Here is a 15,725-nt window from a genome sequence, read left to right on the forward strand (position 1 = left end):
TATATTTAATATATTACATGCCTACAATAATATCCATAATAAAACTATATCGATTCTATTCAATAGGTTAGCTCAATAAGGGCAGGGAAGATCCGTCAGATCAAATTTGATTTGAGATACGTCAATTTCACCCAATTTCATCTGGATATTTTGTACAACGCGCATTCGCCCTCCACACCAACGAAGTTTATATCTTGAGAATGATATTCCCTCTGATTTTAATCGAAGTTTGAGGCTATTTCGCCTAAAAATAAGCAAAAATTAGCTAATAAAACCCAGCTTTACTCTATTCCCAAGAAAACTTCGTCTCTAAAAATAAAATGTAACCTTTTGTTACTTATTCAATTTATGAGTTTTCGGGCTGACACTAATTTACATCTATATAATTATAAGTATTTGTATTTATAAGGAATATTAAAATGGTGCCGGCACCAAGAATCGAACTCGGGACCTTCTGATTACAAATCACAAATCCTGTGTATTTATCCGTATTCATGAAAATTTATATAAATACGCAGACCTTTACACATAGCAGTATTCAGGGTAATTTTGGTATTTACGCGCATTGATAGAAATGCACTAAAATGCACCCAAAATGTAACCCCGGCGTAACCCCGATTTGCCATGGCTAAAAAATTCAACTTTACAAAAGCGGAGATTGATGCCCTCCCCTTGCCACAAAAAGGCAAGCGTGATACGTATCATGACACAAAGGTGAGCGGTTTGCACTTGCGCATATCATCGACCGGCATCAAGACTTTTAGCGTCTTTAAACGTATAAAAGGTGGCAATCCTGAACGCATAACACTGGGACGCTATCCTGACATGACGATTGACCAGGCAAGGCGAAAAACCATGGAAATCAATTTGGTTATAGCTGAGGGCAAAAGCCCGGCCGAAGCTAAACGCAAATTGAAATCAGAATTTCTTTTCTGTGATTTATTTGCCGAATATTTAGAAAGACACTCTAAAACAAAGAAAAAAACATGGGCAGATGATCTGGATAATTATAAAAATCATATTGAAAAACAGTTGAGCAAAAAAAAGTTGTCAGATGTAAATCGGGCAACAGTATCGCTACTTCATAGCAATATAACAACAAAATCAGGACCAATTGCTGCCAACAGAATATTGGCCTTAATTTCAAGCGTGTTCGGTTGGGCAATATCAGCAGGGCTTTGGGAAAACAACCCGGCTATCGGGATCAAGCGTAACAAAGAAAAAAGTCGAGACCGGTTCATTCAAAGTGATGAGCTGCCAAGATTCTTTCAGGCACTGTCAGAAGAGCCAAATGGAACAGTTAGAGATTATATTTTAATCTCGCTATTGACCGGCGCACGCAGATCAAATGTATGTAGCATGAAATGGCAGGATATTAATTTCGAACGCGCTGAATGGCGTATCGAGGCAACAAAAAACGATACACCTCAAACGGTAACGCTTTCACCTGAAGCAATTAAGGTTCTGCAAAACCGAAAAACAGATGATAGTGAATTTGTTTTTCCCGGCATTGGCAAATCAGGACACCTTCAGGAACCAAGAAAAGGATGGGAGCGCATATTAAAACGTGCAGGAATAAAAGATTTGCGACTTCATGATCTAAGGCGCACATTGGGAAGCTGGCAAGCAAAGACCGGTGCTTCGCTGGCGATTATTGGCAAATCGCTTAATCATAAGAACCAAAATACAACGGCGATTTATGCGCGGCTTGATCTTGATCCGGTTAGAGACTCGGTTAATACAGCCACAAGTGCAATGCTTGCAGCGGGTGGACTAACAAAGCCAGGCGAAATTGTGCAATTTAAGAAAAAGAAATAATAAATTGCAATAATTATTGGTATTTTGACAATTAAAGCCGTCAAGCTTGAATAAAATGTACTAGCTCAGATCAGATCGTACAATTACCGAATTGATAGGGTATCTATCAGATTAGATTTGGTTCAGATTTTTACTGTTCCAAATTGTTTTGCCACTGATTAAAGTCTCCATAGGAGTTTTTCCATTGCAGATTTTACCCTGATAAGTTCTTTCATTATTGTAATAATCGATCCAGCTGCCCAGATACTTTTGTAAGGATCTCAAATTGTAGTACAGCTTCTTGCGTAAGGCCACTTCATAATTTCGCTAAAACACCGATTAGACATTACTCTAATGAATATCTAATCAAAAGAAAGACAACTGCATCTTTGTCTAACTCATCAGAAGCAAGAGAAAGCTCAAACCCTCCTTTTTCTTTTAAATTATTTGTAGCTGTGGCATTGAGACCTGTTAGTGTTTTAGATTCGATTTTATTCATTTTCAGAGCGTGTATTTGCAACTCATCAATAGCGATATCTTTACCCTGAGTGAAATAGGGGAAATGATCCGTCTTCACCATAATTTTATAGTTCTTGGCTCCGGTTAAAAACCGATGCCATTCACTTGGGAAATCTTGCTTCAAATAAAACAGGAGTGCGAGTCCGGAGGAGTTGGCTTTACCTATAACTTCCTTTAGATGTTCCATGGCCTTATCCCGCATTTGAGCACCACCCTGCCTAGCCGTGTATCGAAAATGTAAGATAACGTCCGCGATGGTGTTGTAATCAAACTGGCGGAAATCTGAAGGTAATTCCAGTTTCCAGGTGCTTTCGGCGCCAGCGCCCTCAAAAGGCAATAATCGCTCCTCGCGCAAATTAGTCTCGAACATGCCGCTGTCATTATTCCCACTACTGGTAACTATCGACTGAACCGTACCAAAGTAATCGATAAAACGATCATCTTCGCTACCCTGGCGAGCGTATTCGTCATCTTTGAGCGATGGTGATTTACGGAGCGAACTTTTGAGCAGCGACAACGTGCAGCTGACGCTGGTATAGGGCCCAGCTACCGACGGGATAGACAGACTGACGTTCTTGATACGACGCATATAATGGCCGGGGCCGTCAAGATCAAACAACCACTCAGGCACGGTGACTTCGCAATTCCCTGTTGCTTTCAGGGCCAGAAGGGCTAAAGGATTAAGCTGTCGCAGCGACACATGCTTGGTCAGCTCAAACTCGCGTTTGTTGTTTTCGTAGTAGGCCATCTCCATTCGTTTGATATCCAAATAAAGTGCCTCACCAGAAAGCAGCCCCTTGCGTCCGCCATCCCAATAGTTGAATTTGATATAATCAGTTGCATCCACTTCGGGGCGCATCAGTTCCCGTTTCATCGTCTGTTCAGCTTTGCGGGCCGTATCGAAGGTGAATCGGTAGTATTCGTAGAAAAGTCGCGAGATTTCGCCTTGCATCCAGCCATAGAGTTCGGCATTGGTAAATTTGTCGCGCAGGAACCGATCGACCTCCAAGGAATTTTCGATTTGCTTCTTGGTGTTGAGATACTCTCGATGAGCGATCTGTTCGGCTATCAGCGAGGTAAGGATTTGCCGTCCAATTTGCATTAGTTCGTGAGCAGCGAGATTGTATTGCAGTAACCATTCATCGGCGCGGCGTTCGTATGACGCAGTTTTAGCCGCCATGCCAGCCTGTTCACGCTCCCATGTAGAGATGATACCGAGAACATCACCTGCGATCTTAGCCGCAGCATAAAGCGCTGTTCCAACTTTAAAGTCGCCAGTAGCTCCTAATCCCCAAAAATGAAGATTTGCCTTAGCGTCAGGAACGGGGGTGAAACCCACTGCGATTGCATTGCATACCGTGGCAGCAAAACCCGTGTCACGCGCTGCCTTCAAATGAACAAATTCATCATTTTCATTGGTCGTCAAATATAGCCTGGCTCTTCCTTCATCGGTAAGATTTAGTTGCGGAAAAGCCTGGGTTGCAATGGGTTTGTCGTATTGCCCGACTAATTTGCCATATATCTCATCGAAGTTTTCCTCGTTTAATTCGGGATGAATTAGGTTTAAGGTATCCGGCGCATTCGGATCGGCAGACGCTCCCAATAAACGCTGATAATAATGGAACCGCTCCAACGTTGTTGCGCGGCTAGTGAGAAGCGATGTAGTAGACTCTTGCGCCGATTTCCATTGCAAAAATCGTACCTCCTGCTGCAGTTGTTGGATATTGATCTCATGATTTTGCCGAAGCAGTGCCAACCGCTCACCATCGCCTTTTTCGATCGTGGAGAGCAGTGCAGAGCCTAGACCACGCACTTCAGAACACAACTCAAGCGCTTTTTGAATCAAGAACAAGCAGCGTACCGGGCTAATCGGCTGGTTCATCCCATTGACTATCGACCCTATATCGATACCCGCTGCCGCAGCTTTGACCAACATTCCGGGATCAAGTGGCGGATCAAAAAGGTCAAGCTGGCGCACCACACCTTCGATATTCATACAATGGCGTATTTTGAACAACCGATCGGCCACTGTATCCCAATAACTAAGCAGCTTATCGTTGCGCGGGATACAGAAGTAAAGCGTGCGCCCAATGCCGAAGAGTGGCCCGGTGGCGCTTGGGTCTGCCCCTTGCTTTTGCGGTAAACCGAAGTTGAGCGTTAGATTACCTTGAAGCTCGACTAAGGTATTGCCAGTCGCGTCAAGCCCTTGCTTCTTAATCTGCGCAAACGTCTTAGGTTGTACTTTAGAGTTTTGCGGAATTTCTTGAGGACGTGCCCCCAGAATGTTCGCAGCCAGCACATAGCGTTGAGCTGCTTCATTGATGGATTCTATCGTGTCTTGCCGGAAAAGCTGGTCACCCCAGGCAATAAGATTATCCAGGTACTTCATAACGACGCAGTACTGATAAGCAACTTGCCTGGTTCTTGCCACCTTGTGCGGTTTGAACGGGTCATTCATGATTGCCCTGTAGCCACTCTCAATCTCACTCTTACACTTACGCTCTTCATCATTGCACTCGTCGTCAGGTTTGCTCAGCAATGTTAGCAGTTGGTCAATCTGCATGAAGTGATCGGGCTTGCGAAAGGCAATGAACTTCCAGTAGCGCTGCAGCGGAGGGAGTGAAGTGTCGTTACAAGTAGGGTCGAAGATAAAGTGGAACCAACGTTGCGCCTCGGCGAAGCGTTGGTTCTTGCTCAGATGCGTCGCAATGGTGAGAGGTATGTGAAACAACAGCTCCCAGTTATAATTCGAATAAGGACCGCTGACGCTGACATCGATTTCCTTTATTGGAAAGTCCGTAAACTTCACAACACCGCTAGATTGGGGCGTGTAGTATGATTCAAAGAAACTACCAAATTTATCCGCTAGCCCTTGGTGGAAATTGGGGTCAAGCAATCCTGACAATGATTCTTTGTTGAGCTTCTCCACCAACTCCCCGACAAACGGATGGAAAAAATTTTCGAAAGTATAAGTAAACTGAGTATCCTGACTCTGTGTGAAATTTCCAATCCAATGGCTCATATCCTTAATTTTATGGAAATCTTTAATTTTTTTGACACTCATTGTCTCAGTCTCCTCAGATTTATCTTTTTTGGAAAGTATTGCGATTTCCAGTTGAGCCAAGCTCTGTGCCACCGAATAATATTGTGCCCGTCGTACTAATGCTCTTCTTGATATAGGTATCCTCACTGACAAACCGCTCGATCTGAGCAGTATTCACCACTTCCATATTCTGCCCAGAGATTTTTGGGCCAAGCAGATCCGTAATGATCTGAACTTGCGAAAATACCAGAGGAGGGATAATTAAATCCGGCTTCGGTAGAATTATTATGGGAAGGTACCCGTCCCACATAGGGATCGTGACAAGCTGCTCTGTGGTAGTGACGTAGAATACATGAAGGCTATCTTCATAGAAGAACGGGGCGTCCCACCGACTCTGAAAATTATGGAGCGGTTGCACAACCCCATACGGGACTCCTCCCTTCATATGGAGCACCGCGCGGCTCATAGTACTCCCATTTGGTTTTTTTGAATAATACGTTACCTTAAAGATCTCGCTCTTCGTATCGAAATAATTTGGCGGTTGCGTGGTGAACAACTCCCATGCAGATTTAACTGCAGCTAGCCTATGATCCTCGTGTCTGACTGGCAGGCTGTGCGTATTATGTATTTTGAACCATGTGGTCGACCCGCCCCAATAAAAAAGGAAAATGAGAAGAGCATCCTCCGTCTCTGCTTTCCTGACCCAAAGCTGTAAATTAGAACGACTAAAGGCGTTCGTTCCGGTAATATCGAAGGCGCCAAGCGTCGTCGGCTTGTTGATATCCGACGTTTTGGTTGCCTGCCACTTGCCGTTGTAGTATTCGCTCCAGCAAAGTACGGCTTGCACCTTTAAAGTAATATTTCGCTTAGCATCCTCCTTGGCCGCTCCCTTTGCTTCACTCAAGGACATTTCAGAAAAATTTTTTTCTCTGCTCTTAGGATCATTCGGATCTTTTTTGGGAGCGGGAGTTGCCGCTTGTGAGTCAGTATTTGGAGGTGTTTGCTTGATAATTCTAAGCCAGAAAAGAAACAGTCTGCCTTTCCATACCACCGGAATGACTGGGTTATCCTCGATATCGAGTTTGATATGCTCCCAAGGCGTCCAGTAGCCGAACTCCCGGCGGCGGTAGAAGTATTTCCGGTTGCCTCCAGAGGTGCGGGCTACTACATGGGCGATATCGTCCGAGGTTCCCACATCATTCTCGACATAATGGATGCCGCATGGTTCAAGCTTGGCGACTTCGTCCAGTTTCGAAAGGTAATTCAGCAGTGCGACCGCCGCGCTGTCTTCGGTAATGTCACTCTGCAGCAACTCACTCATCGTCTCTTTGAAAAATGGTGACTGGTCATCGCGTAGCTCGGGCTCAAGCCAGTTTTCCGGCCAGAGGAATACTTTGCGATTGGCTTCCCAAACCCGGTAGCGTTTCATCCATTCCCATTGCTTTGCTTTAATAGACGATGGGTCAACTTTGTTTTTTTCGAGATTCATCAGACAGCGCTCGATAAACAACTGGACTGATGACAGAGCATGACGAATCCTTGAGGTTTGCATGCAAGGCGACATCTGCACATCCATGAGGAAATATTCAAAAAGCTTATCCGGCGTATCAATATGCGCCGAATTAGGATTGGCACGCATTTGATGCAAAATGTAAGCGACCAGAGCATCGCGCTGTAACGCACGCATTTCATCGTTGATAGGCTTTAGCACATTGAGCCAATCGTTCTCCTCATAACGGGCACGCAACGCGGACTGTAAATCACGAATAATGGTTGCGTTTGGTTCGTTAGTAGTAGCTTTGATCAAAGCGGATGCCGGAATACCTAACTTTTTCATAACTGAATAGGCCATATATACTCGGCTAAACGTATCTAAGTCTTTTAACGCAGTTCGGTCTGCCTTGCCGTCTTTTATTTTTTCAAATCGAACAAGTAATGCGTCGAGCGATGCAGGCTCCCAGCGCGTGAGGGAAATCAGCAAGAGCTCAGGTTTGGCAGATACTGCGGTAAGATTTTTTATTATCGTTTCCGGATTATTGAGGACGGTGAGCAGGCGCTCATCGTCGGGAGAAATCTCAGCTTTGATGCGAGAAAAGCCAAGCAGTGCCGTGAGCGCTTTGAGAAGCGCAGTAGATGTGGCGTTATCTGGATCGCCTGTAACCGGTAGATTATTCAGCCAGCCTTGGTCAGCGATACGATAAGCGCTATGGGAAGCGAAATGCACGGTTTCGCTCGCGGTCAGCTTGAGTGCTTCTGCTAATGAAACAGCTTTCAAAAAGCGAATATAGGTGGCGCGCAGCTGCGCAGTCAGTGTCTCTGAGTAAAAATAGCGAGACGGGATAACCTCCCTGCCACGCCCTTCAGTTTCCCAGCGCACCGTGAGCATGTCCTTCACTTTCTCTACTTTGAGAGAGATGGGATAAAGTGTTCCCGCACGCAGTTCGACGGTATCTTTGTTGCTGCGTATATTGTCGTTTTGTACGAAATCAATAGTCTTGCCGTCTACGGTCAAGACCACGACTGCATCGAAGTCGGTCTCGACATGAAAATTGTAAAAGCCGTTCTCCGGCACCTCTAGATATCCACTCCAAATTCCTGAAATGGGGTTACCACCGTTGTTCGGCAGCTTTGCTTTGTCTTTCGCGGCGAAGGAATAGTCCAAATTGGCTTCGGTATCGCTGGTGAGATCCACAACACCGGTCGCCGTGTCACGATAAAAGAACTGGGTCGAAAGACCAAGTGTCTCTACCGCTGTAAGATCATTTAATGCTGGCTGGCTGACATCGTTGGTCGCATGTAAGATGTACTTACCATACAGTTTATTGTCAAGCAAAGCACTGGAAAACCCAATATCGGTCTTTGCGGCAACACTTATAGCCTGTAATGCCTGTTGCCGCTTGCGCCTGGGCTTGAGCGTCCCTAGAAGCGCTGTCAATAGATTAGTACGCTTCTTCTCTGAATGCTCGTTCGAAGCAACATAGGCATTGTAGAGCGGCAACAGTTCCGGGAAGCGGTCGAACAATGACCTCGATTTCTTATGGATCTCGTCCACTGCATTCTTGAATGCCTGGGTCACTCCTGGAACGCCTTTAAGGGTATCTCGTAGTGTGTCAGGCAGCACACCCCCGGTGTAGGAAAGGCGTTTGCGTAGATTGTCATACGAGATTTTGCTCTGCCCCGCATCCAATATGGCCTGCTCCAAAGTGGCTTTGTCGTGGCTGTATGGTACATTGGTAAGCGTTTTTTCATCTAGAAGACCAAAAAACCTGTCAGTGCTATCGTTATCATAGACTAGCGCTATTCTTGCTCGCGTAATCTGACCATCCGGATCATCTACAACTACGAACTCGCTTTCGATTGCTGCATAACCAGTGCGCAAGGTGCGCACAAACCCTAAAACCTCGCCATCACCAGGAACAGACTTCCCGCTGACATCCTGGTTCCAAATGAGATAAAGCGCCTGTACTGGCTTCAACGATACAACTCGAAGACAGTTTAACACCTCGATCAAACGCCAGATAGGAGGATTCGGCGCATCCGGTGCGGTGAACGGATCAAACCCGGTGAAACGCGTCAGCAGCAATAACTCGCGAACACTAATTTTTAACTTTCGCGCCAACCAACCCCGGCGAAATATCGAGCTTATGTTGTCTATAGTGAATAAAGTATTAGCATCGTATTTTAATTCCGTGATAATTTGATTCAACTCATCGTCAGTTAACAGGAATGCAGCACGGAGTGTTTCCGTGTGCATCAAGAGCTTTTGTGTTTCGTCCGTGAGAAAGCCGCCATAACCGTTGTCGGCTAACACGAGATCTTGTTTTAGCAATGCCGGACTCAAGAACATCTGCCGGTAGAGGGATACTGCCCCGTGCGTATCAATGGGAGCAAAGCAGGCCAATAATCGGAGTAAGTCTTTTTTCGGCTTTAGGTTGAGAGCTTCCATCACACGCTTGATGACTCCCAAGCGCTGCAGTAGTGTCAGGAATCCGGCATCGAGTCGTTGTAGGTTCACCGTGTCATTCATATCGTTCGGTGTTTGGTCTGTCGGATAAAGCGCGGTAATAGCTTTGTCGGTTTGGTCAATAGTCCAGCCTAACTTTTTCCATAGGTGAATGAAGCGGATTAGGCGATAAAACTCGAAAGCACGAATTGGTTTATTGATTTTGTCGGGATCGGAGTAACGAAACTCCAGCTTATCGAAACTGCAAATGTCCTCTACACCAGCAGGGTTTGCAAGTGTGATAAGGTTCATGATGTTGGCATAGTTAGCTTCGTTTCTTACCCATGCCTTGATATCACCACCGTATTGAGCGTCATCGAGCCCCTGCGGTAATAATTTATCGAACTCGGTATCGTCAATCGCGCCATCTTTAAATTGCTTTAATGTGATGAAAGGTACATACAATCGCTCCAGTTTAGGAACTAGCGTTGCGCTGGGATTGACGAAACGGGTATGCAGAATTTCGATGATGTCTTCATACGAAACACCCATTCGACGAGTGAAGGTTTTCGCATTCGAAAGGCCCATTAAATACACATTGAGTGTATTGTTTTCATTACGGATGTCATACACAAAAGCATCAACAATTGCCCAATTGCTTTCGGCTTTTTTAAGCTCCACTCTACATATATCTGAAAGAATCTTGCCATGTTGTTCAAACTGCTGACGTAGGCTCTGGGATATCTCACCCTTGTTCAGTTCCTGGATAAAATTCAGCCCAATGCTAAATAAGTACCCACCTAAAACATCCGCTTCCGAGCTTGTCGTCGGGTAGCCATAAAGTTGCTGCAATGTTAAAGCGCCATCGCTGAGCAGTGCATGCTCGGCGCGGGAGAGCCGAAGCTCCTCCATCAGAATATCGCGCCAGCCGTATTCAATAGGATTAGCCAGATCAGCTGGATTAGAGCGTTCAAGGTTGTCGCTCTCTCGAAGAGTTTCCATAACCTCGGGTAACGGGGACTCAAACCGGTCGAAATAACGGCGCAGGTTTTCCAGCGGCTGATGGAACGGCAGTGGCGGCGGAAAGTAAGCCTCTGCAAGGATTTTGTAAGCCTCTGTACTGGATTGTGTTTCGCCATATTGCGGATTTGCTGACAACTCTTCTGCACTTGCATCGCCATTGGTGTCATACCCTTCATATTTTTCGAGCGAGAGCTTATTGAAAATGAAATACTCGAGTGTTTCGTTCACCAAATCAATGTACGGCAGTGGTGTATTCGTGTTCTCGCAGGTTAACGGGAGATGCTGGATATCCGGACGACGTTCAAGAAGGACATCCAACGGATTTGCTCCTACATAAGTTTTTGGCAATTCGACACCCTCATTGTTGTATCGCTTTAGATCAATGAACTGCAACAGACTCACCAAATAAGCTGCCGGACTCAGGATGGAGCGGCAGTGTTCGCAAGCGCAGTAATCCATCTCGCCGAAAAGACTTTCAAGGGTCGGATAGGCAATAACATCACCGGCATTAGCAGGTACGTTGGATGCTGGTGCCACGACTTGGGCAGGACTGTGAACTCCGATTGGGGACGCGCTTTTGGCGGTTAAGTATGATGTCGCAATGTTTATAACTGCGTTATGTACCTGCTGCGACTTAGCGTAAATCAATAAGGCGTTTTCTTCACCGCCTACATCATCCTTGAAGATTCGAATAAAATCATCCCGATCATAACTGACTACTGCATATGCCGAATCGATACCCTTTTTTAGTAATCCAGTCATCGCGCTATCAGAAGTCGTAATTTGATAAACCCGCTGTATTTGCTTAACAGCATGAGTGACCTCCTTGGTTACCTGAAGGGTGTTCCGGGAAATATATTGTTCAATTGGCTGCATTCCAAGCTCGAACTTGCCGTGATGTTCGCGCAAGAAACTGCTGGCAACACTGAAATTATAGCCCCCAATATTTTTAATGGTTTCTGCGACCACAGCCGTGGGAAAACTTAATCTAACTTGCGCCGCCATTAGCTCCGCATAATTAACTCGTTTCTCCGTATCGTCTTTGCCGCTGATCTCAGGAGGGATTATGCTGTCACCGATCAATTCAGACCACTTTTCAGCTTGGTAAAACCCTTGATCCACCAGATCGAGGGGCTGCGACAATCCATTCTGACCAGCGGATAAATGTAGCTTGCTGATCAGTGGCGCGTTGTTAAGCGTCAGATAAGAGAGCTGTCCATCGATCCGTAAGCGTTTTTCTGTGGCCTCCCCAAAAATCTCTCGCACAGCAGCCCAAAGTTTGTCCGGTTCGGCGCGATGCTGAGTGTACAGGGTAGCGAATTGCTGTTGCCTCACCGAATCATCGCCAAGTGACACTGAAAGCATTTCCCTGAGAGAGGATACTCCGGCCAATGCCGGGGTATCCAAAGAACGCTGCACGGCAAGTCTCTGGAAACGCTTACACACCTGAGGAAGTCTGTTCTCCAGCGTGGATGAAATTACGCCCTGGGCGATGGCCTGCTTCCAAATGGCTTCTGCGGTACTGGCGTCGGTTTGGTAGATCGCATCGTCATTGGCTGACAACCCGGCGCGAAAGAGTGCGTAAAAAAAAGCGGGTTCAATCTTATCACTGTTATCGACATTCGCCGTCCTGGCGCTGAACTGATCCGCCAGTGCGGCAAGAGCAACTGCACGGGCATCCCATCCTGTTTTATTGGCCAAGTAGGTTATATCTTGCTGATCTTCAGTCTCCTTGAGGTCTTTCAAACTTACATGGCAATTATCGGTAAGCTCACTAGTCAACGTTTCATGTTCTGAAGCAAGAGCAGATGACGCCTGTTCATCCAAAACAATATTTAACGTTTCGTAATTTGTCGCGTTGTAACGAACATCAGAGGCGCCAAGGTATGTTGTCTCATCCTTAAAAACTCTAGACTGAAGATCGGGTCTTTGTTTGCAGCGTTCTTGCAAACCTTGAACAAGGAACTTGGATTGATAAAAACCATCCTTTCCCGTTACGGTTTCAGCAAGAGGTACATCGCCACCGATATTTTTATCTACAATGACAACTCGCAGCCTATTGACCCCTGCCCGTGAGACGCTTTGAACCTTGCCGTCGACAGTGAATGTTTCTTCTTCATTTTGTCCTGAAGGCAACGCTCCCAATTCTGTTAACAGATGATTGAGTGCATCGGCAGTCGGTAAATCCACTTCACCATTTACGCTCAGGTGGAACTTGGTTGAGAATTGCTCTTGAAAAATTCCTATAAGTTTTTCAGTGTAGTCATTGTATATTTGCGATATTTGTTCGTTTTTCAGCCCTTGGTAAAGCAATGGAAAATACTGGTCCGACAATTTAATAATCTGCTGTTCGAGCAACAATAGCAGAGCTTCTTGTAGGTTAACCACATCTGCCCCATGATCGCTTCGGTCTAGTGGCGGAATAATTAGCTTTAATGGTCTTTTTATGACAGATGGCGAGTTTAATACAGGTTGTTCCACCAACCCTGACTCGGAAGATATTTGATGTGATAAATTAACGTTATCAGCATGCGAGACAGCACCTACAATATTAGCCACTGAGGACTGATTTTCTAGCAGAGCAGCTGTCTGTTTACAAACCTCACAACTAGGATCGATACCATGCGCTTTCTGAAACTCGCCAACGGCCTCTCGCGTCGTCGGACCGAAGAACTGACGCTTTTCTTCTTCGACAGACACTTTAAATCCGTGTTTTTTCAGATTTGCCTGTAGCAGGGTAACTTCTGCACCAAAGTCACCTACATTTAACTTTTCAAAGCTCATAAATGGCCACCCGAATCAAAGATAAAATTTATGAAGTTTTTCTACTTGTTGAGGTAGTAGCGGCCGGCTGTTCAAACTTTAACAAGACAAACCCGCGAGGGTCCCTCGCAACGAACTGAATGCGTTCAACGACCCGAAAGAAATACTTTGAACCTTCTTTACGCACAAATTCTGTGGTTGCCTCGCGGCCGACGTAGAGACTTGTCGGATCGCCGGCAAGCGCTACCAATAACCCTCTGTCTTTGGGTAAGGTAACGGTTTCAATGAATCCACCTTCGACTAACGGTTTGATTCGTTCGGCCGTCGTGACCAAGCTAGCATCGCTGGGCGGAACAAAGGCATCGGCATAGGCCTTGACCGGTAAAAAAAGCGCGAACTTAGGGGCTTGCGCTTTGGCGGTAAGTCGAGCAATCCCTTCTGCTACTGCCGCAAAAGTATTCTCCCCATATAAGACGCCTGGTTTAGAGCCAGCTTGAGACTTTACCTCAATCGGTTCGCTGACCTTGTTGGGATCATCGTTATTAGCATCTTTGGGATTGGCTTCACCCAGTAAGCCATCACTGGCAGAATCGATGGCATCCACTTTCACATTTGCTGGAAGTTTTGCTTGCTGACCTTGAAATATAACAGCATCCTCGGCCAATGCTATCGCTTTGGCTGCCATCCGGGCCAGCGTTTTGCAGGTCTTGTTCATGGCCTCTTTAGTAACCTGCGTAGCCGTCAGCGGAAACTCATGATAGATTTCAACGAATTGCTTGGTTTGGCCTTCTTTGATACTTAAATCGGTAAAATTGATGACATCGTTCGGAATCTCGGTTGGGTTATTATCAAGCAATATCGTGGGAAACACTTTTTGTGCGGTTCTCACTTTGCCCATTTCCATCACGACAGCGTCATTGATTTCCTTCCACACGGACGCTTCCCAGTTAACTTCACTTGTACTCATGGCGTTCTCCTCATTATTGAGATAGTTGACTAATTAGTCTTTGAAACCATAAAACTTTATAAATAGAACGTTTTTGTTACCCTCCAAATCGAAGTTGTTGAAGAGGGGTCCTGCACGTTCATGACCCCATAAACCTAAAAACCATTAATAGACACCGTTCGTAATCAATGGCCAGTATCACCCTCTACATCTAGTGTGCTATGGAATCGGCACATTCTTTCAAGCGCTCGATGCCCCCAAAGGCTTGCAGTTGCTCACCCTTGAGCCGATCAATCATGATCAAACTTTTGGCCTATTTGAACACTATTCAGGAACATCAAATACACCACATCTTGTCCACCAACACCTTTGCGTGCCCGGCGCACGCCAGCGCGTACCATGAAAGAATCATTACCTAGGTCCTGATGCATAGCAACCGAGTCTTCACCTAGTTTGTTACGTGACCTGGTGTCGTCTTGAAGGAATCAACACATTGACGCAAACTTACCTCGGCTTTAGCAGGGGTTTAAGAAGTTGGTTCAACAGCGCCAGTCTCGACACGACCGCCGAATACCTCCCATCCTGCGTGATTGCCAGAAATGGCGCATCGGTTCCAAGGAAGGTGTCGAGTTGACGATCCGCTGGCCAGTTCAGGTCGATGCAGTTCTTGATCAGGACGGGACGAAACAACTCTTCCAGACGCACCAGGTTGATGCTGCGGGATCCTTCCTGCTGTTCAACTTTTTCGCCAAGTTCACTTTGAAGCGCCTGCTCCATAAACAGGTCATTTGGCAGTCCGGTGGCGGGATCGTTGTCGTTGGCCATATTTTGGTATCGCAGTGCAAGGGGGCCTAATGGAAGATTGGGCGGCTGACCAGGTTCTGTCAACGCCAGTTGACTTGCCACCGCGCGGGCAGCATGCAGGCTTTTCTCAAATTGCGGGTGCGCTTTCAAGAGGCATGGCAGGAGCTCGCTTGCATAGGACCAACCCTGAAATTGCTGTTCTTTGCCGGCGTCCTTACCGACAAACACTATCTTGTGGGGTTTTCCGCGGCGTTCTGCGCCTGAGAGTAGGACCAGCAGACGCGTTTCCCACCATGCCTGGCCTTCGTTCAGGTCGATAATGACAATGTCACATGCCGTTGCCTGTTTCAAGGCGTCAAGAATCTGGGTCGTGCTGCTGCCGGTGATTGCCTCGCCACGGACCCCGATATTTGCGGCAACCGTAAGGCCTCGGCTGCCCAGTTCCCAACTCTGAGAAAACGCAAGCTTAACGCCCCCGTATTCAATAGCCCCGCCGCGATCGATGATTTTATCGAGTAATGCAAGTCCTATCGGCAGCAAGCTCAGCGCCAGAATGCCGATGAGAACCACGCTTTCCGACTGCGCGCTTGGCCAAGCCACAAAGGTTCGAAGAAGACCGACCAGCAGCAGGAATCCCACGAGGAGCACGACGGCCGTGATGAGACTGGCACGTGGGCTGAATGGCCATAATTTATGTTTTGCCTCGGTCATGTTCGTTCTCCATAAAAATGCTCACCTATGCCAGGCGTGAATTTGGCTGTGTTCGGTGCCAATCGTATGTTCCAAATAGCGACGAGCCAGATGCCACGTTCCTTGCGCAGCTGCCGGGCAGCGGACAAGCGTTCCTGTTTGAGCAAACCTTTGGCGAACAACAGCTTGATCAAACA

General features: G+C 46.5%; 6 protein-coding genes and 1 pseudogene. 1 reads left to right on the forward strand and 6 read right to left on the reverse strand.

Going from position 1 to position 15,725, the window contains the following annotated elements:
• Positions 1-624 precede the first annotated feature (624 nt).
• Entirely contained in the window at positions 625-1,818 is a 1,194-nt protein-coding gene (locus C8R30_RS13690) for a tyrosine-type recombinase/integrase (RefSeq protein WP_107790374.1), read from the forward strand.
• Positions 1,819-1,929: 111 nt separating this feature from the next.
• On the opposite strand, the pseudogene C8R30_RS16490 reads toward C8R30_RS13690, so the two are convergent.
• The 6 genes and pseudogenes from C8R30_RS16490 to C8R30_RS15985 form a co-directional block, all read right to left on the reverse strand.
• A pseudogene (locus C8R30_RS16490) lies at positions 1,930-2,118 on the reverse strand (IS481 family transposase); the annotation flags it as partial.
• Positions 2,119-2,143: 25 nt separating this feature from the next.
• Entirely contained in the window at positions 2,144-5,380 is a 3,237-nt protein-coding gene (locus C8R30_RS13695; protein ID WP_107790375.1) for a Tc toxin subunit A-related protein, read from the reverse strand.
• 19 nt (positions 5,381-5,399) lie between these two features.
• Positions 5,400-13,109 carry a neuraminidase-like domain-containing protein gene (locus C8R30_RS13700; protein ID WP_107790376.1) on the reverse strand — a complete coding sequence of 2,570 codons (7,710 nt, stop codon included), beginning with the start codon at positions 13,107-13,109 and terminating at the stop codon, positions 5,400-5,402.
• 28 nt (positions 13,110-13,137) lie between these two features.
• Positions 13,138-14,055 (reverse strand): encapsulin, encoded by a 918-nt coding sequence (locus C8R30_RS13705; RefSeq protein ID WP_107790377.1) that lies wholly within the window; start codon positions 14,053-14,055, stop codon positions 13,138-13,140.
• Between the two features lie 483 nt (positions 14,056-14,538).
• Positions 14,539-15,549, reverse strand: coding sequence for a hypothetical protein (locus C8R30_RS13715; protein ID WP_107790379.1), 1,011 nt, complete (start codon positions 15,547-15,549; stop codon positions 14,539-14,541).
• Positions 15,546-15,722 carry a hypothetical protein gene (locus C8R30_RS15985; RefSeq protein WP_181258755.1) on the reverse strand — a complete coding sequence of 59 codons (177 nt, stop codon included), beginning with the start codon at positions 15,720-15,722 and terminating at the stop codon, positions 15,546-15,548. The genes C8R30_RS13715 and C8R30_RS15985 overlap by 4 nt, the downstream gene beginning before the upstream one ends.
• Positions 15,723-15,725 lie beyond the last annotated feature (3 nt).

Source organism: Nitrosomonas nitrosa, assembly GCF_003051105.1.
GTDB lineage: Bacteria > Pseudomonadota > Gammaproteobacteria > Burkholderiales > Nitrosomonadaceae > Nitrosomonas > Nitrosomonas nitrosa.